Annotated in this window: 17 protein-coding genes and 2 rRNA genes (1 of these 19 running past the window's edge); 1 reads left to right on the plus strand and 18 read right to left on the minus strand. The window is 45.7% G+C overall.

Going from position 1 to position 17712, the window contains the following annotated elements:
• The 3 genes from V6W81_RS24475 to V6W81_RS24485 all read right to left on the minus strand — a co-directional run.
• Nucleotides 1-1125: ribosomal RNA gene (locus V6W81_RS24475) — 23S ribosomal RNA — on the minus strand; it reaches 1801 nt to the left of the window's first position.
• 313 nt (nt 1126-1438) lie between these two features.
• Nucleotides 1439-2991, minus strand: a 16S ribosomal RNA gene (locus V6W81_RS24480).
• Together the 16S and 23S rRNA genes form the textbook arrangement of a ribosomal RNA operon.
• Nucleotides 2992-3452: 461 nt before the next feature.
• Nucleotides 3453-4334 carry a nucleotidyltransferase-like protein gene (locus V6W81_RS24485; protein WP_307219916.1) on the minus strand — a complete coding sequence of 294 codons (882 nt, stop codon included), beginning with the start codon at nt 4332-4334 and terminating at the stop codon, nt 3453-3455.
• A 122-nt stretch (nt 4335-4456) separates the two neighbouring features.
• On the opposite strand from V6W81_RS24485, the gene V6W81_RS24490 reads away from it, so the two are divergent.
• A complete protein-coding gene (locus tag V6W81_RS24490) occupies nt 4457-4828 on the plus strand; it encodes a DUF2614 family zinc ribbon-containing protein (RefSeq protein ID WP_145051590.1) in 372 nt (123 codons plus the stop codon).
• Nucleotides 4829-5043: 215 nt separating this feature from the next.
• Here the strand turns inward: V6W81_RS24490 and V6W81_RS24495 are convergent, their stop codons facing one another.
• From V6W81_RS24495 to V6W81_RS24565, 15 genes are all read right to left on the minus strand, one after another.
• The gene (locus tag V6W81_RS24495; RefSeq protein ID WP_430700920.1) at nt 5044-6795 is read right to left on the minus strand and encodes a glycosyl hydrolase family 18 protein; all 1752 of its coding nucleotides are present in this window, start codon (nt 6793-6795) and stop codon (nt 5044-5046) included.
• A gap of 108 nt (nt 6796-6903) precedes the next feature.
• On the minus strand, nt 6904-7326 hold the full coding sequence (gene perR, locus V6W81_RS24500) for a peroxide-responsive transcriptional repressor PerR (protein ID WP_056693464.1): 423 nt from the start codon (nt 7324-7326) through the stop codon (nt 6904-6906).
• 170 nt (nt 7327-7496) lie between these two features.
• Nucleotides 7497-8900: a DUF4097 family beta strand repeat-containing protein gene (locus tag V6W81_RS24505; RefSeq protein ID WP_338540662.1), complete on the minus strand. Its 1404-nt coding sequence runs from the start codon at nt 8898-8900 to the stop codon at nt 7497-7499.
• A 25-nt stretch (nt 8901-8925) separates the two neighbouring features.
• Nucleotides 8926-9540, minus strand: coding sequence for a hypothetical protein (locus V6W81_RS24510; RefSeq protein ID WP_338540663.1), 615 nt, complete (start codon nt 9538-9540; stop codon nt 8926-8928).
• A gap of 148 nt (nt 9541-9688) precedes the next feature.
• Complete coding sequence (locus V6W81_RS24515) at nt 9689-10399, minus strand: MgtC/SapB family protein (protein ID WP_145051599.1); 711 nt, start codon at nt 10397-10399, stop codon at nt 9689-9691.
• Nucleotides 10400-10490: 91 nt separating this feature from the next.
• Nucleotides 10491-10919: a GNAT family N-acetyltransferase gene (locus V6W81_RS24520; protein ID WP_338544065.1), complete on the minus strand. Its 429-nt coding sequence runs from the start codon at nt 10917-10919 to the stop codon at nt 10491-10493.
• A gap of 217 nt (nt 10920-11136) precedes the next feature.
• A complete protein-coding gene (gene gatB / locus V6W81_RS24525; protein ID WP_338540664.1) occupies nt 11137-12576 on the minus strand; it encodes an Asp-tRNA(Asn)/Glu-tRNA(Gln) amidotransferase subunit GatB in 1440 nt (479 codons plus the stop codon).
• Between the two features lie 26 nt (nt 12577-12602).
• Nucleotides 12603-14060, minus strand: a complete 1458-nt coding sequence (gene gatA / locus V6W81_RS24530; protein WP_338540665.1) for an Asp-tRNA(Asn)/Glu-tRNA(Gln) amidotransferase subunit GatA — start codon at nt 14058-14060, stop codon at nt 12603-12605.
• A gap of 27 nt (nt 14061-14087) precedes the next feature.
• Nucleotides 14088-14375 carry an Asp-tRNA(Asn)/Glu-tRNA(Gln) amidotransferase subunit GatC gene (gene gatC, locus V6W81_RS24535; RefSeq protein WP_338540666.1) on the minus strand — a complete coding sequence of 96 codons (288 nt, stop codon included), beginning with the start codon at nt 14373-14375 and terminating at the stop codon, nt 14088-14090.
• A 269-nt stretch (nt 14376-14644) separates the two neighbouring features.
• Nucleotides 14645-15028 carry a hypothetical protein gene (locus V6W81_RS24540; RefSeq protein ID WP_056693448.1) on the minus strand — a complete coding sequence of 128 codons (384 nt, stop codon included), beginning with the start codon at nt 15026-15028 and terminating at the stop codon, nt 14645-14647.
• A gap of 153 nt (nt 15029-15181) precedes the next feature.
• Nucleotides 15182-15397, minus strand: a complete 216-nt coding sequence (locus tag V6W81_RS24545) for a hypothetical protein (RefSeq protein ID WP_338540667.1) — start codon at nt 15395-15397, stop codon at nt 15182-15184.
• Complete coding sequence (locus V6W81_RS24550) at nt 15390-15725, minus strand: DUF5345 family protein (RefSeq protein WP_338540668.1); 336 nt, start codon at nt 15723-15725, stop codon at nt 15390-15392. The genes V6W81_RS24545 and V6W81_RS24550 overlap by 8 nt, the downstream gene beginning before the upstream one ends.
• Nucleotides 15718-16254, minus strand: a complete 537-nt coding sequence (gene sigY, locus V6W81_RS24555; RefSeq protein ID WP_145051607.1) for an RNA polymerase sigma factor SigY — start codon at nt 16252-16254, stop codon at nt 15718-15720. Before sigY ends, V6W81_RS24550 begins: the two co-directional genes overlap by 8 nt.
• Nucleotides 16255-16342: 88 nt before the next feature.
• Entirely contained in the window at nt 16343-16609 is a 267-nt protein-coding gene (locus V6W81_RS24560) for a hypothetical protein (protein WP_338540669.1), read from the minus strand.
• A 470-nt stretch (nt 16610-17079) separates the two neighbouring features.
• Nucleotides 17080-17712: an MBL fold metallo-hydrolase gene (locus tag V6W81_RS24565; protein ID WP_338540670.1), complete on the minus strand. Its 633-nt coding sequence runs from the start codon at nt 17710-17712 to the stop codon at nt 17080-17082.

Below are 17712 nucleotides of genomic sequence, written 5' to 3' on the forward strand. Positions count from 1 at the left end.
TGGCTGCTTCTAAGCCAACATCCTGGTTGTCTGTGCAACTCCACATCCTTTCCCACTTAACACACACTTGGGGACCTTAGCTGATGGTCTGGGCTGTTTCCCTTTTGACAATGGATCTTAGCACTCACTGTCTGACTCCCGGAAGTAAGTCTATGGCATTCGGAGTTTGACTGAGCTTGGTAACCCTTGCGGGCCCCGCACCCAATCAGTGCTCTACCTCCACGACTCTGTTTTCCGAGGCTAGCCCTAAAGCTATTTCGGGGAGAACCAGCTATCTCCGAGTTCGATTGGAATTTCTCCGCTACCCCCACCTCATCCCCGCACTTTTCAACGTGCGTGGGTTCGGGCCTCCAGTGCGTGTTACCGCACCTTCACCCTGGACAGGGGTAGATCACCCGGTTTCGGGTCTACGTCCACGTACTACATCGCCCTATTCAGACTCGCTTTCGCTGCGGCTCCGGCTCTTCACCTTAACCTTGCACGGGAACGTAACTCGCCGGTTCATTCTACAAAAGGCACGCCATCACCCCTAAAACGGGCTCTGACTTTTTGTAAGCACACGGTTTCAGGTTCTATTTCACTCCCCTTCCGGGGTGCTTTTCACCTTTCCCTCACGGTACTGCTTCACTATCGGTCGCTAGGAAGTATTTAGCCTTGGCAGATGGTCCTGCCGGATTCATACGGGGTTTCACGTGCCCCGCACTACTCGGGATCCGTCTCGGAGGGAACAGACTTTCAATTACAGGGCTTTTACCTTCTTTGGCGGGCCTTTCCAGACCTCTTCGTTTAACCGGTTCCTTTGTAACTCCATGTGAGACGTCCCACAACCCCAAAGAGCAAGCTCCTTGGTTTGGGCTTCTCCGCGTTCGCTCGCCGCTACTGACGGAATCACTATTGTTTTCTCTTCCTCAAGGTACTTAGATGTTTCAGTTCCCCTGGTATGCCTCTACATAACCTATGTATTCAGTTATGAGTAACTGGAAATTACCCCAGCTGGGTTTCCCCATTCGGACACCCCCGGATCAAAGCTTGCTTACAGCTCCCCGAGGCAGTTTCGTTGTTCGCCACGTCCTTCATCGGCTCCTAGCGCCTAGGCATCCTCCGTGTGCTCTTAGTAGCTTAACCATTCGCTCGTGTTCGATCTGTCGCTCCGCTTGGTTTGGACTACGTCCAAATCCAAAAGTCGCTCCATTTCGATCACTCGCTCCAGCAATCTACCGTTTTTATTGAAACTTGTTTACACAAGTTCAGCTAAAAAGGAATGTTCTAATTCGCATTTTCGTTCGTTTCGATATCTAGTTTTCAAAGAACAAGCTCCATGCAAAAGCAAGCTGTTTGAGAGTTTGAGCTCTCAAAACTGAGCAACGAGTGAGTAACTAGCCGACCTGGCTAGATTTGATATTTGAATGTTTCCGCTACGGGAAACGATTCTCCATAGAAAGGAGGTGATCCAGCCGCACCTTCCGATACGGCTACCTTGTTACGACTTCACCCCAATCATCTATCCCACCTTCGGCGGCTGGCTCCTTGCGGTTACCCCACCGACTTCGGGTGTTATAAACTCTCGTGGTGTGACGGGCGGTGTGTACAAGACCCGGGAACGTATTCACCGCGGCATGCTGATCCGCGATTACTAGCAATTCCGACTTCATGCAGGCGAGTTGCAGCCTGCAATCCGAACTGAGACCGGCTTTGTTGGGATTGGCTCCACCTCGCGGTTTCGCAGCCCGTTGTACCGGCCATTGTAGTACGTGTGTAGCCCAGGTCATAAGGGGCATGATGATTTGACGTCATCCCCACCTTCCTCCGGTTTGTCACCGGCAGTCTATCTAGAGTGCCCACCCGAAGTGCTGGCAACTAAATATAAGGGTTGCGCTCGTTGCGGGACTTAACCCAACATCTCACGACACGAGCTGACGACAACCATGCACCACCTGTCTTGAATGTCCCGAAGGAAAGGTACATCTCTGCACCGGTCATTCAGATGTCAAGACCTGGTAAGGTTCTTCGCGTTGCTTCGAATTAAACCACATACTCCACTGCTTGTGCGGGTCCCCGTCAATTCCTTTGAGTTTCAGTCTTGCGACCGTACTCCCCAGGCGGAATGCTTAATGTGTTAACTTCGGCACCAAGGGTATCGAAACCCCTAACACCTAGCATTCATCGTTTACGGCGTGGACTACCAGGGTATCTAATCCTGTTTGCTCCCCACGCTTTCGCGCCTCAGCGTCAGTTACAGCCCAGAGAGTCGCCTTCGCCACTGGTGTTCCTCCACATATCTACGCATTTCACCGCTACACGTGGAATTCCACTCTCCTCTTCTGCACTCAAGTCACCCAGTTTCCAGTGCGATCCGGGGTTGAGCCCCGGGATTAAACACCAGACTTAAATGACCGCCTGCGCGCGCTTTACGCCCAATAATTCCGGACAACGCTTGCCCCCTACGTATTACCGCGGCTGCTGGCACGTAGTTAGCCGGGGCTTTCTTCTCAGGTACCGTCACCTTGAGAGCAGTTACTCTCCCAAGCGTTCTTCCCTGGCAACAGAGCTTTACGATCCGAAAACCTTCATCACTCACGCGGCATTGCTCCGTCAGGCTTTCGCCCATTGCGGAAGATTCCCTACTGCTGCCTCCCGTAGGAGTCTGGGCCGTGTCTCAGTCCCAGTGTGGCCGATCACCCTCTCAGGTCGGCTACGCATCGTCGCCTTGGTGAGCCGTTACCTCACCAACTAGCTAATGCGCCGCAGGCCCATCCTCAAGTGATAGATTGCTCCATCTTTCCAGTTTCCTTCAGGCGAAGAAAACAAGTATTCGGTATTAGCTACCGTTTCCGGTAGTTGTCCCAAGCTTGAGGGCAGGTTGCCTACGTGTTACTCACCCGTCCGCCGCTAACCATCAAAGAAGCAAGCTTCTCATCAAGTCCGCTCGACTTGCATGTATTAGGCATGCCGCCAGCGTTCGTCCTGAGCCAGGATCAAACTCTCCAATAAAGTATTGAAAAGAGCGATTAGCTCATTTTGAATCTGACGAGATTAAAAATCTCATTTGTGCTTCGAAATCATCCAGTCCGAAGACATGTACGATTTCTCAGCGTCGATCTTGCAAGCAAGATCGTTACTCACTCGTTGTTCAGTTTTCAAAGATCAAACTTGAATCATGTTACTCGTTTTTGTGTCAACCGCGTTTTCAGCGGCGACTTTTATAATGTAACACATTTCGTTTGTTTTCGTCAAGAACTTTTTTTAAATTCTTTTTTTGAAGCATTTTGTTCTCGATGTTCTTCAGCAGAATCTGACTGTCTGTTACAACATTCTTCGTTTGAGGAACGAAATATAATGTATCATAAATCATAATTAAGAGTCAACATTTTTTTATAAATTATTAAACAAACAAAAAAGGAAGGTTTCCCCTCCTCTTTTTATACAGTATAACTGTTGAGTCCAGCACTCATTTAATTCTCAATCCAGTAACGGATTTCGCGCCCTTCTCCCCCGATTAAGGAAGGCCAACCAGGTGATTCTTTTACTAATGAACGGAAAACCAGCTTACGCAGAATAAGCGGAAGATCTTTGGCAACAAACCTTAATTGAGGATGATGAACAAGTTCATCCATACTCCAAGGTTCTTTACGGCTACCTAGCACACGTAGAAGCAGTCCCGAACATTCACTCATTTTGGACATGACAGAGAACTCGCAGGCTAGTAGAACAAGCTCCACACGTTGCTCCAGTGTCTCTGAGCTGACGGTAAGCTCCTGATATAGCTTCCACAATGCCCGATCCAAGCTCTGTACATGTGTCCAGACAGCGTGATCTGGGTATATTCCCTGTTCAATTAGTACGATTCTAGCCCAGTTCCCTAGAGCCTCAAGTACATTATAATACGCATCCACCACATGCCCTTCCTGAATGTAGCGTTTCGACTCCACATACATTCTAAGAAAGCTAGCGAATTCATGTAGAAGCTTTTGCTCTCGCAATTCTTTACTAAAAGTAGATAACTCATCTCGCAGGGCACTTATGGCACCGTCAACTTCCCAGATGATCTCTCCTTCTATCAGGCATTGCATCATGTTGTCATTGTCCCCAGTAATCACACTGCCTCGCAGCTCGTGTCTACTTGCATACATAATCTGATAACGTAGATCACCATATTTATAGTGCCCTACCTTGGATGCAACCTCATCTGATTCACATATAATAAGTACAAGCAATTCGAAATCCTGAATCAGGGAGCCGTGGAATCGCTCTCCCGGGTGGGAATAAGCGATAGCCCCAACTGCTCCCGTCTCTTCCGACTGTCCGGATAAAAAAGCTAGGTTCTTTAATTCCACGAGTCCCTCCATACAATTCATGGCAGATATGCGCCAAGTCAGTTATAATATAATTCTACAAGCAGGCTGAAGTTTCCTTCTTTTCCAGATACGATACTACTCATACGTTAGGAGCATTTTTCATGATTTTTAAATCAGCTAAAATTAATGCTTTTCGCACTTGGGGACTGTTGCTTACCATGCTAGGTATGGGTCTAATGGTCCTGGGTACGGCCGGAATTGTATTCTGGGGACATGCTGGCAAGATATTTGCTGCTGTAGGACTCGTCATTGGACTGGTTGCTATGTTGGCTAGTCTGGCGATCTACTTTTGGGCAGGCATGCTGTCAACGAGCGCTGTGCAGGTTGATTGTCCAGAGTGCGGCAAGTTAACCAAAATGCTGGGCAAGACAGATCGTTGCATGTTCTGTCATACCATCCTCACCTTAGATCCCAAACAGGCCAATACGATCGCCCCACAACTGAAAGCGCCTTCTCCTTCAAGTACAGACTAGGAATGATACAGACGAGAAAGATAAGCTTAACTCCTTGGATACCCATCATTCGCGACTGTTGTTAATGACCATTAAGATTTCAATAACAAAAAGACCCGGAATGACTACTCCGGGTCTTTTTGAATTCTACAATTGGATTAATGAAACGAAGATTATAAGTCCATTGCGTGTTCACTAGATTCTCAATGGTGTAACAATGATGAGTTAGGATAAGTTCATTTGCCATAGCCGGCTTGTTTCAGCACTTCCCAGGCAGAGGCGTTTGCAAAACTACGGTTCCACGCAGCAACGCCGCCCAGTTCCAGCGAATCAATCAGATCCACACGTGCCTGGAGAGACACGGCGTCTTCTATCCATATTTTCTTCTTTGCGCCTTCTTCCTCATATTCCACATAGTTTTGCCCACTGGCTTGATCCAGCACAGGCTTTAGTTTCTTTTCCTTAATCAGATCTGCAACGGTGTTCATACCTACCGCCTTCGAAGACACCTTGACTTCTCCCTGTTCATTCTTCTCTTCAGTCCATATCCGTGTGTATAACGGAACAGCCATAATTAGTTTATTGGCAGGCACTTCGTCTTCTTCTAAAATACGGCGCATAGATGCCTCTGTCCATGGCAGAGATGCTACTGATCCCGCCTTTGGACTTGCAGCCCAGTGTTCATCATATGCCATCACTACAATATAGTCAGCGAAAGCACCGAGAGAACGACGATCTAGAAAAGCCGACCACATTTCACTATTGGATTTTGGTGTTACATCAACAGAGAGCATCAACCCATGAATACGTGCCATCGCTTTAATTTCACGCACAAATTGCGTTATGTTAGGACCGTCATCCGTATAGACATTCTCAAAATCAATATTGATCCCGTCCAGCTGATAGGTCTGCGCATATGTCAACATCTGCTCAATAATATGAGTACGTGTCTCATACATTGCCATTGCTTCCTTCGTAATATCCGGATCAAAACTATTGTCGATCAATCCCCATACTTCCTTACCAGAGCGGTGAGCCCAGTTGACGTAGCTCTTGTCTGCCTTACTTCTCAGGTTACCTTGCCCATCTGTAATATGGAACCAGGTTGGACTAACTACATTCACTCCTGGCAACTTGCCAATAGACGAAATGTCTGGTTGGCGATTATACACTGCCTCCCATACCAAGTTTACAGGCTTAGTCTGCCATTTCTTCTCAGCTGCAGTAAGTGTGAATTTAGGCTTGTCCAGCTCCTTTTGCTCAGTGAGGGTAATGTTTTGGTTGTCCATGTAACCGGCATACCCATTGTCGAGCTGTACAAAACTTTGTTCATCCCCCGTCTGCCACACCCTCACTCGGTCATCTTGCAGCATATCGGCAATTATAGGAGAACGCTCTCCCCCTTGCTTGTACAGCGGAACCGTCTTATCTGCTTTGGTCGATCCAGTATTCACCGTAGCATATTGTATGGTATCTCCCCCACGCATAAGTAAAACTGCACCGGTTGTAGAATCTTCTTGTATAGCTATGCCATAGACCTCCTTCAGAGGTTTAAGCGGAATGTAGGCTTCATCCCCTACTACCTCCGGCTTTACCGACATCGGAAAGTCCTTATGATTCAATTCTGCTTGTGTGCTGTCTACCTTCATATGCAGCACTCGTTGGGGTGATGCAAGTATAATATCACCTGTAGCAGCTTCATAACGAATGCCTGGATCAATTACATCCTGCAGTACGCTAATGGGTAGCTTGAGCTCGTTTCCTGAACCTGAAGCCTGCCCCTCCATACGCTGTCCTTCTACAAAAATAGGTTGTTTCATCCCAATCCAATCGGGCTCTTCATAAGTTGGATTAAGCCATACATTCGTAATGAGCCAGTAAGCAGCACCCGCAACGATACAAGCCCCAAGTAAACCAGGCCAGAACGAGCGACGTTTCTGACGTGTATATCTGTTTTTTCTACTCAACAGTCTACCTCCGTTATTCATGCTGAATCTTAATCATTATGCATACATAACATCATCTAATAGCCTTAAAAACAAAAAACGTGAAGAATTCAACCGAATTCCACACGTTAATATTGTAATTCAACTCTCTTAAGTCCTGCAACTTTTACATACACCATAGACTTCCAGTCGGTGACCATGTACTTCAAATCCAGTACTTGTCTCCGCCTGCAGCTCCACGCTTTTTAACGAAGGATAGCTGAAATCTTCAATTTTGCCGCATTGATCACATATCACATGGTAATGATCCGTGACATTGGCATCGAAGCGACTTGAATTGTCTCCGTATGTTAATTCCCGAACCATGCCGGCTTCCAAAAACATCTTCAAATTGTTATATACAGTCGCCACGCTCATACTGGGAAATTGGGGTTCAAGCGCACGGTAAATTTCATCGGCTGTTGGATGCCCCATAGATTCCATCAGATAATTCAATATGGCATGACGCTGGGGTGTAATACGGACACCGGTCGTTTTCAGATGCTCCAACGCATGTTGGACACGTGTTGCCATAAAACCCACCGCCTTACCTTTCGTTCTCTAAATGAAGATCACATCATCATGTAACGCCATTCAGAGTTTGATCTTAGGCAGGAACAACGGCCAACCGTCTATCCCACCGTGTCACCTTACCTTATGATAGTTATTGTACGGCGACTACAAGTTTGTTGTCAACGCGGCAGTCACGGAACTTCCGGTGGATTGTCCTGGGAATTTTGCTCATTCTCAACCATCTGTTCCACGTCATCCCCTGTATCTTCTACATTTTGTACATCTACACTGGGGGACATGACTTCAGGATTCTCATTAATCGTCAGATCGCTGTTCCCTTCAACTTTAACCGTATATTCCCCTTCGCCTAATTGACCTTCAATCGTTTTGTTTCGCACTGTAAACGGTAGATCCGTTAATAGGTCGCCATAGCTGCTGGATCCATTCAGTTTATAGTCACCTTGATTCGGTATCAATATATTAATTGCGCCGACTGCACTGTACACTTCCCAATCGCCGCCTATTTTGGTCGAAGTAATGCTGATGCTCCCATTTAACGATTGAGCTCTGATGCCCAGATTTGCATTGTCCAAGGTGATATTCCCGTTTCTAGTCTCCGCCGTAAACTCACCAACTGAATCGGTAATACTGATACTGCCCACTTGTGTCGTTAAATCTACATCTCCAGATACCCCACGAGCTTTCATATCTCCTCGATTACTATCCAGGTCAACATTGCCAATCGCATTAGCTACAATGACATCACCATTCAGTGTTTTGCCTGAAATATCGCCAACCGCATTCGTAATTCGAATACGTCCGTTTCCCGTCTCAGCCATAATGGTGCTGATCGCTTCAGGGCGGTTCAATAAGATTGCACCATTGGATGTGCGGATGTCCAGATTAAAACGACGGTCATCCGGGACAGTGATGGTCATATTCATCCGTGGCTGTGTTTTTTCATTTTCTCCATAAGTCTTGCCCGTAGCTTTGATATAAATAACTTTCGTACCCTCTGTCTCAACAAAAGAAGCATCTGCTACAGCCTTAGCCTGAACCTCTGACGTATTGTCCACCCAGACAACCGTACGCACTTCAATTTCATCTGTGTCTCCGCGCTGGAACGCAATATCTCCATTTACGCCTTGAACGACAATATCCGAAGTTTCCATCTCCACGGGTACACGTATGGTTCCTTTATCTTGCATGTATCCAGCAGCTTGGCTATAGTCCATTGATGCGGCTCCGAGATTGAGACTCACCCTGTTCCATAAATGCATGTAATGATCCTGCTCGGTCACGATGAACACAGAAGCCGTAAGCACAAGAGATGCCAATATACCTTTTGCATCCGGTCTAAAACGCATTTTCACCTTCTCGCCCTTTACTTCCTCTGTTAAGGTCTTTCTCTTGCGAAGAAACCAGAGAAATAATAGGATGCACTCGAAACCAAGTGCAATGAGCAGCAATGGCCACCAATCCACAATTTCATAGAAATAGTCGGTTCCCCACTGCTTATCCATAATCAATAGAACACCAACTGTTATGATTAAGGAGGCAGCCGTATAGCGACCAACTCGGATTTTACGGTTCATCGTTTCCCCTCCTAGATAACGTCATTTACACTTTCGTTTTACGCAGCATACCCCATATTTCACGACCAAATATAATTAAGCCACCTATAATTAACAAGACTGCAAACACATATCCTCCATACAGCGCCAAGACCTCTTGGAACCAACGAGGTTTACGGAAGAACAATACCATGAGTGCTCCGCCTACAATGAGCAACAGTCCAAATGATATCCCTCTTTCCCAGACCATAAGCGCTTCTCCTGCAGCACGCTCATTTGGTTCCGGCTTGTCCGAGCCTCCAAGTACATTCACTCTACGCCTGCGCATCATAACCCAGTCGGCCGATTGTAATACATCATACACATTGTAGAAATAGATTATTGGAATACATAAAGCCAGCAGGATCAACAGCGGTACGTTAATCTGTATGCCGATCGATGAGAAATACAAGAGCGCCGACAAGTCCAGTAGAATGAGCAGCATAAACGTAAGACCTCTCATATATAGCCGCAAATAAATATGCCCCATACCCGGAATAATGGCACTTAATAACCCAGCGAGGAATTTATGTGTTCGGTTCCGAATGGGTTTGTTTTGGGTCATATTTTTATTTTTCCGAGGTTGATTCTTCTGTTTTTTGGGTTGCTTCTTGCTTACCATGACATGCCCCTTTCCTCAAAAAATGATGCTCACGCTCTTTGTGCATTTGGTTAGATAGTACCCTAAAGCGGCAGTAGAGTAACTGGAAGAATAATGGATACAACCAAAAACCCTCCGCCACTACTGGCCTGGGGAGGGCTGGATTCATTTATTCTACAGATACCTTGGTAATATGTTCTCGCTCTCTCAATTTGGATACAAGCTGTACTGTACTATAATCATGCGGCACATGAACATGCAGGACAACTTCAATTTTACGCTCGACGGAGACCATTTCTGCATAAGCCAAGTCTTGTTCATTTACTGTAATTTTGCGTATTTTGATCTTCTCATGCTCCAAAAAGGAAGAGATCTGCTCCAGAAAGCCGGGTTCAGATAACGTATGGAGTGTGACGACATGAAGCTTGTTACCTCGAATGTACCTTAACTCCAGCTTATTAAATACCCAGAGATTAAGCAGAACTAAGACCGTGGATACGATGGATGCAAAAAAGAACCCCGCACCTGCGGCAAGCCCAATAGCTGCAACCACCCAGATTGATGCTGCAGTTGTTAAACCAGTGATTGATTTTCCGGTGAAAAGAATCGTTCCTGCTCCCAAAAATCCGACACCCGTAATAACCGCCGTCGCTAGACGTGCCGGATCGATCCGTACATTTAATTCATTTGCAAAATCTTTAAATCCATAAACAGATAACATCATAATTAATGCAGAGCCAAGACATACCAGAATATGCGTACGCAAACCAGCCGCATGATTCGAACGCTCACGTTCTAAACCTACAAGCCCTCCCAGTAACATCGCAAGCAATAACCGTAACAAAATATGCCACTCATCAATAAACCAAGGATTACCCAAAGCCGGTGTTCCCCCTCCAAGTTGTTAACATCTTTAATCGTTAATATCTAATATTTATTCCCCAACTAATGTTGTCATACCTAAGATGAGACTAACTCTTGTGAAACGTCGTTAGCTCCACACCAGGGGCAATCTGAACAACCTCTACAGGTTTGAAGCCAAATTTAGTGTACAGATTCACTGCGGGTTGGTTCAAGGTGCCTGTAGACACGATATATCGAGGCACATGGGGATACTGCTCAAACACATGAGACATTAATGCTGCTGCGATCCCTTGACGAAAATGATTCGGATGCACCATCATACGTGTAATCGTCAACGTATTTTCCTCTTCCTTCGCTACGGCGACCGCACCAAGAAGCTCACCCTTAGCATCCATGCAACCATAAAAAGTCTCACCACAGTTCTGGAGTGTCTCGATCGTATCCATCAGAGGTGGGATCTCTTGAAATCCGATAATTTCAGCTTCTAATCGATACGCCACATGCTGAAGCCGCCAGAGCTGGCTCACTGTTTCCATCTCGTCTAATACCAAAGCTTGGATATGCACTTTCCCTCATCTCCCTCCTGCGCAATATACATTATGACCGTGCGAATAAGGTACTTAGCTATCAAAAACATGTACATGCCTACTCCATAGATAGAACTTGTTTCTATCGTCGCTATCTTCAATTTGTTTTACAAAAAAGAGGCTGTCGCAGGGACGAGCCTCTTTCTATCCGGTCTCACCGGCTGGATTAGCGGTTCAGTACGTCTGTCAGTAGTTTATTGGCCAAGCCTGGATTGGCTTTCCCCTTACTTTCTTTCATAACCTGACCAACCAAGAAACCGATGGCTTTTTGTTTACCAGCCTTGTAATCCTCAACGGATTGAGGGTTGTTTGCAACAACCTGCTCAACAATGGTAAGAATGGCTCCCTCGTCACTAATTTGGACAAGACCTTTCTCTTCAACGATCTGTTGTGGAAGTTTACCACTCTCCAGCATTTCTTTAAATACTGTTTTGGCAATCTTACTGCTAATTGTGCCCTTCTCAAGCAGTCCGATCATCTCACCTAGACCTTGACCTGTCAGAGGAACCTGAGACAACTCTAAATTACTGGTGTTCAAATGAGCAAGCAATTCACCCATGATCCAGTTGGATACCGTTTTGGCATCTTGCGTGTATTTCAAGCTATCTTCAAAAAGATCTGCAATCGCTTTGGATGAAGTAATAACCTCAGCATCATAACTTGGCAGACCATAATCCGCAGTATAGCGAGCTTTACGCTGGTCTGGAAGCTCAGGAATTGAAGCTCTAATCCGTTCTTTCCAAGCATCATCAATATGCAGGTTAACTAGGTCTGGATCTGGGAAATAACGATAGTCATGCGCCTGCTCTTTGCCACGCATAGTTAGTGTTTTGCCTTGTGCCTCGTCCCAACGACGAGTCTCTTGCACCACTTCACCGCCATCATCCAGGATCTCAGCTTGGCGGAATTGTTCATATTCCAAACCACGCTGAACACCACGGAAGGAGTTCATGTTTTTGAGTTCAGCCCGTGTACCCAGCTTCTCTTGTCCATGTGGACGCAAACTGATGTTGGCATCACAACGAAGCGAGCCTTCTTCCATCTTCACATCAGACACTTCACAATATTGCATAATTGCACGCAGCTTCTCAAGATAAGCACGCGCTTCTTCAGGTGAAGAAATCTCTGGTTCTGATACAATCTCGACAAGCGGTGTACCTACACGGTTAAAGTCAACTAATGAAGCATAGCCGCCATCAACGTGAGTAAGCTTACCTGCATCTTCCTCCAAATGGAGACGGGTAATGCCGATTCGTTTCGTTTCACCATTCACTTCGATATCAATCCAACCGTTCTCGCCAATAGGTTGATCAAATTGTGAGATTTGGTACGCTTTTGGTGAATCCGGGTAGAAGTAGTTTTTACGGTCAAACTTACTAACATCAGCAATTGTACAGTTCAGAGCCATTGCGGCTTTCATCGCGTAATCAACTGCTTGACGATTTAATACAGGCAATACACCTGGGTGCCCGAGACAGACAGGGCAAGTATGCATATTAGGCGGTGCTCCAAAGGCTGTGGAGCAACCGCAGAAAATTTTGGAGTTGGTGTGCAACTCGACGTGGACCTCAAGTCCAACGACCGTTTCATATTTAGATGCGGACATTTCTATATTCCTCCGTTCCGGGCAGTCTACAGCTGCGGACGCTGCTTGTGGAATTCCGTATTTTGTTCAAACGCATGCGCTACACGCAGTACGGTTGTTTCATCAAAGGCTTTACCAATAATCTGCAACCCAACAGGAAGTCCATCCGAGAAACCACATGGAATGCTAACTGCAGGTACGCCAGCAAGACTGACCGGAATCGTCAGAATATCATTAAGGTACATGGTCAGCGGATCATCCACTTGAGAACCTAGTTTGAACGCAGTTGTCGGAGCCGTTGGTCCGATAATCACATCATATTTAGCAAATACATTGTCGAAATCTTGCTTGATCAATGTACGTACTTTTTGTGCTTTCAGGTAATAAGCATCATAGTATCCGGAGCTAAGTGCATACGTACCCAGCATGATGCGTCGTTTAACCTCTTGCCCAAAGCCCTGACTACGGGACTGATGATACAGATCGAGTAGATTTTCAGGATTCTCTGCACGCACGCCATAACGAACACCGTCAAACCGAGCAAGGTTCGATGAAGCTTCGGAGGAGGAGAGCAAGTAATACGTAGCAACTGCATATTCGGTATGCGGGAGTGATACTTCTTCCCAAGTTGCTCCAAGCCCTTCCAGTACCTTGAGTGCCGCCATAACCTTGTCTTTAACTTCTGGATCAACACCTTCACCGATGTATTCCTTCGGTACAGCAATACGAAGCCCTTTGACATCGCCGGTAAGACTACTCAAATAATCGGGAATGTCGACTTTTGCAGATGTCGAATCCTTGGCATCATAACCTGCAATGGCTTGCAGAACATAAGCAGAATCTTCGACATTTTTGGTCAATGGCCCGATCTGATCCAATGAAGATGCAAAAGCTACCAGACCAAAACGAGATACTAATCCATACGTTGGCTTCAGGCCAACTACACCGCAATACGAAGCCGGCTGTCTTATTGAACCACCAGTATCTGATCCAAGTGTGAAGTATGCCTCTCCAGCTGCAACAGCTGCTGCAGACCCACCGCTCGATCCACCTGGTACACGATCCAGCGCCCATGGGTTACGAACAGGGTAGAAGCTTGAGTTTTCATTCGAACCGCCCATAGCGAATTCATCCATGTTCAATTTACCGATCGTTACAGTATCAGCCGCTCTAAGCTTCTCCACAACCGTTGCATCATACACCGGATCGAAATTACTCAAAAATTGGCTAGCACATGTTGTACGCAATCCGTTCGTAACGATATTGTCCTTGATCCCTACAGGCAATCCAAAGAGCAGACCTTTTTCCTCTCCACTAACAAGACGGTCATCCAACTGGCGTGCACGGGCACGAGCCCGTTCCTCATCCAATGCCAAATATGCCTTTACCTTATCTTCACGTACACCAATGTTCTCATATGCCTGATTCACGAGATCGCTGACCGACAACTCCTTGGCGTGCAGCTTGTTATGTATCTCCGGCAACGATTGTTCAAATAAACTCACGATGTTCGTCCTCCTTCCGGTTATCGGTTATTCCATTACAGCAGGCACTTTGAATTGGCCTTCTTCTTCATCCGGTGCATTGTGCATGACCTGTTCGATTGACAAACTTTCTTTTGTCTCATCTTCACGCGTCACGTTGCTTACGTGCAGGACATGACTGGTAGGTGCAATGTCGTCTGTGTTCAGCTCATTCAGCTTTTCTGCATATTTTAAAATCGCGTTCAGCTGTCCTGTCAGCATCTGCTCTTCATCAGAAGTCAGATTAAGCCTAGCAAGCTTGGCCACATGCTGAACGTCATTGTTTGAAATACTCATTTTCGGATGGCCTCCTTCATTTCGTTCAACTTCCCGAAACCGCCTAAAACGAATCGCTCGTTTAACGGGCTAAAGTCCCAAGATAACTTTTTTTATTATAGGGGAGATAGTTCGACAATTCAATGCAAAGACCCGAGACTTGTGTAATATGCAAAATAACACCACAATATGAAGCATATCTAAGTAGTTGCTCAGTCTAAGACTCACTCTCTTCCTTCTTCTATAACTAACCTCTATCTAATAAAAAAGAGTCGGCATCAGCCGACTCTCTAAATCCATGCTCGCAGATTAACCTGCTTTATAAAATCCGCTTGTGACATCACTTCGTCCGCGGTTTCCTCTTCCTCTTCCACAGCTTGAAAATCTCCGTTCATCAGATGATGAAACAGCTTCTCATTGTGTGTCGCAAGGGCGTAATCTATCAACGCTTCTCGCTCGACCCGCTCAGCTTCTTGCTTCAGCAGAACCTCTTCCAGATCAACGTCACCGGCTGGAACAAAAAAGTTCCGGTTCATTTGCGGCACTCGAAGCACGTAATCGAACGCATTGTCCGGATTCCGGTCATAAGCGATGATGAATCCATATTCCCCCACAGGAAGATTCTGCTCAAACGCATCCGCGACGATGACAACCTTCTCTCCTAAACGTAGCATCGTCTAACCTCCTGGTAGTCTAACTTTTAATTATTTGTATAGTCTACTAGAAAAGAATAGCGATGTCTAGGAATACTAGAATTATACAACATATTTGTGCAAAATCTTTTTTGGAGCGTTATTACGCGAACGATTATTGCCTTGTTCTCCCTATTATCGCATTCTACGATTGGAACGAATAACTACAAACCAGTACACAATAAGAGGGGTTGGAAATCCAGTGATCCCCCATAATCCCCATAACCAAGGGAAACGTCCACGTCTGCGTGCATCTTGAAAGATCCATGTACCCTGAAACAGTAATAGCACGGCGATAATGACAATCCAGATCAGTGGTACTTCATCTATAGGATAACGGAAATTATTCATGTGTAGTCTCCTTTCCGCGTTTACTCACCAACATCAAAGTTACAGCAATAGCCGCAACCACACTAACTACCTGAATACCCAAATAAACTGCAGGAGAAGAACGGATTAATAATGCACCTAACGTGAGAAGCATAATGCCCACCAACCAGAACAAGAACATTTCCAACCGATCTGCTCGACGCCTACTTTGTCTTCGATCCTTGGCCTGGGCTTCAAGTGACGCTAATGAAGGAATATTCACAGGTTCATATGCTTCGTCCAGCACCTTCATCTGTTGATTCAATCGTTCTAGCATTTCCCGCTGGGCCTGCTCATCCGATCTATTCATATTCCTGTAGCTCCTTTCTCAATTGACGAAGACCATACGCTGTGCGCGACTTCGCCGTCCCAGATGGAATATCTAACATCTGACCAATTTCATCATATCCATAGCCGTAATAATGTTTCAGAAGGACTGCTACCCGATGTTCAGGTGTTAGTCTGGTCATCGCATCCATAACATCCGTCCATTCCTCATTGCGACGTTCAAATTGCCAGCGCAACTTCCTAATCGCCTGATTCCGGATGACTTCAAGCCAGTTCTGTTCTCTTCGCCTGCGTCGTGTCTTATCAATATAAATACGTGTCGCAATAGTAATCATCCAAGATGAGAAAGCAGACGATCCATCATATCGATGAATATTCTCCATGCATCGAATCATCGTATCTTGTACCGTCTCTTCTGCAAGACTTGGATCCATTGTCACTTTAACGAGATACTTATATACAAATGCATAGTGACGTTGTAATAACTCAGCCAGTGCACTGTCGTCTCCTTCTGCCGCTCTGCGAACTTCTTCCAATTCGGCTGCCTTCATCTGGCCTATCACCTGCTTCCCGTTCATGTAAAGATAGTACGAAGTGAAATCCATAATCGTTCAAAGGATAGTGCAAACTTTTTCACGATCAGATTTCATTGCGGTGTTCTTGCAGTTTAATAAACCAGGGTTGCTTCCTTACTTGATTCTTTAACAACCGACTTTTCCATAAATCGTGCTTCTGTTCTAACGTTTCGTTTAATTGATGATTACTGTTATTCATCTGCGTACTCTGGTTATGTACTTGAGACCGCTCTACGACCAAATCTAATCTATTGTTCTCCATTCGACGACCTTCTTCAATAACGTACTGTTCGTTACGCTCTCCGAACTGGATTACTCGTCTTTTCTCCACTTCTACTTCCCCGCCCTCTAGTTACTTCTACTTCTATTTTTGCTTTTACCTTACTTCTTCTTCTACACTTGGCTATTCGTTCTTATTACTGCTAACAAAACAGCTTAAAACGTATTGCTACCTATACACTTCTCAAACAATCTCTTCCCCATTCATTCCTCTTGACTACATATGTATCTTGCCCAATCTATAGCCTAATACTGTCCTCATGTCTATCTCCGCCGAATCTTGTCAAACTTTATATCTACTAGGCAAAAAGGTGCTGAAAACAAAAAAAGAACGCAAACCGGGTATAGACCACAGTCTGCGTGCTTCGCAAGGTTGGGTATTTCTGATTAACGCTTCAGTTAGATGATGCTGCACAGCTTGTAACAACTAATTGCTATTCTAATGAAAAAAATGTCACTTGTCCAGACTTTCTTCTCATCAAAATGACAGATTGTTATCTTTCAGCCGATAAGCTTGTCGAATTATCTTGCGGATACGTAAGGATTGTTCTGCTTCTCATATCCGATGGTTGTTTTGGGTCCATGACCAGGATGGACTCTAACCTCATCGCCAAAGGTGTACAGCTTATTCTGAATTGAATCGATCAGATCACGTTCGCGTCCACCTGTTAGATCGGTTCTTCCTACGCCCATACGGAATAGAACATCCCCAGCAAATAGATCTTCACCACATAACAGGCTCACACTACCAGGTGAATGACCTGGAGTATGGAATACGTGGAATGTATGACCGATGAAGTTCAGTTTCTGTCCTTCATCCATCGCATATTCAGCAGGCTCTGTTGAAAGCGGTGGTGTAGCTTGTGGCCAGTTCATCGAACCATTTAACTTCGGAGATGACAACCAATCGCTTTCCAGATCATGCAAGTAGACAGGGCAACCCTTCAACTTACGGATTTCGTCCACTCCGCCCATATGATCAAAATGAGCATGAGTCAACACAATCGCTTCAATCTCCAAATCCTCAATCGCCTTCACCAGTGCACCCGGGTTCATTCCTGGGTCAATGATTATTGCTTTGCCCGGATCTTCCCCCTGCAGAAGGTATGCGTTGGTCTGTAGCGGGCCTAGTGTAAATGTACGAATCTTCAACAT

This window comes from Paenibacillus tundrae (genome assembly GCF_036884255.1).
Lineage (GTDB): Bacteria > Bacillota > Bacilli > Paenibacillales > Paenibacillaceae > Paenibacillus.

Excerpts from the sequence above, each read along its gene's own strand:
- V6W81_RS24505 (WP_338540662.1), bottom strand. The coding sequence starts at position 8,900 with ATGAACCGTAAAATCCGAGTTGGTCGCTATACGGCTGCCTCCTTAATC.
- perR (WP_056693464.1), bottom strand. The coding sequence starts at position 7,326 with ATGGCAACACGTGTCCAACATGCGTTGGAGCATCTGAAAACGACCGGT.
- V6W81_RS24495 (WP_430700920.1), bottom strand. The coding sequence starts at position 6,795 with ATGAATAACGGAGGTAGACTGTTGAGTAGAAAAAACAGATATACACGT.
- V6W81_RS24550 (WP_338540668.1), bottom strand. The coding sequence starts at position 15,725 with ATGAATAGATCGGATGAGCAGGCCCAGCGGGAAATGCTAGAACGATTG.
- gatB (WP_338540664.1), bottom strand. The coding sequence starts at position 12,576 with ATGTCCGCATCTAAATATGAAACGGTCGTTGGACTTGAGGTCCACGTC.
- V6W81_RS24540 (WP_056693448.1), bottom strand. The coding sequence starts at position 15,028 with ATGCTACGTTTAGGAGAGAAGGTTGTCATCGTCGCGGATGCGTTTGAG.
- sigY (WP_145051607.1), bottom strand. The coding sequence starts at position 16,254 with ATGAAGGCAGCCGAATTGGAAGAAGTTCGCAGAGCGGCAGAAGGAGAC.
- gatC (WP_338540666.1), bottom strand. The coding sequence starts at position 14,375 with ATGAGTATTTCAAACAATGACGTTCAGCATGTGGCCAAGCTTGCTAGG.
- V6W81_RS24490 (WP_145051590.1), top strand. The coding sequence starts at position 4,457 with ATGATTTTTAAATCAGCTAAAATTAATGCTTTTCGCACTTGGGGACTG.
- V6W81_RS24565 (WP_338540670.1), bottom strand. The coding sequence starts at position 17,712 with ATGTTGAAGATTCGTACATTTACACTAGGCCCGCTACAGACCAACGCA.
- V6W81_RS24520 (WP_338544065.1), bottom strand. The coding sequence starts at position 10,919 with ATGGAAACAGTGAGCCAGCTCTGGCGGCTTCAGCATGTGGCGTATCGA.
- V6W81_RS24545 (WP_338540667.1), bottom strand. The coding sequence starts at position 15,397 with ATGAATAATTTCCGTTATCCTATAGATGAAGTACCACTGATCTGGATT.
- V6W81_RS24510 (WP_338540663.1), bottom strand. The coding sequence starts at position 9,540 with ATGGTAAGCAAGAAGCAACCCAAAAAACAGAAGAATCAACCTCGGAAA.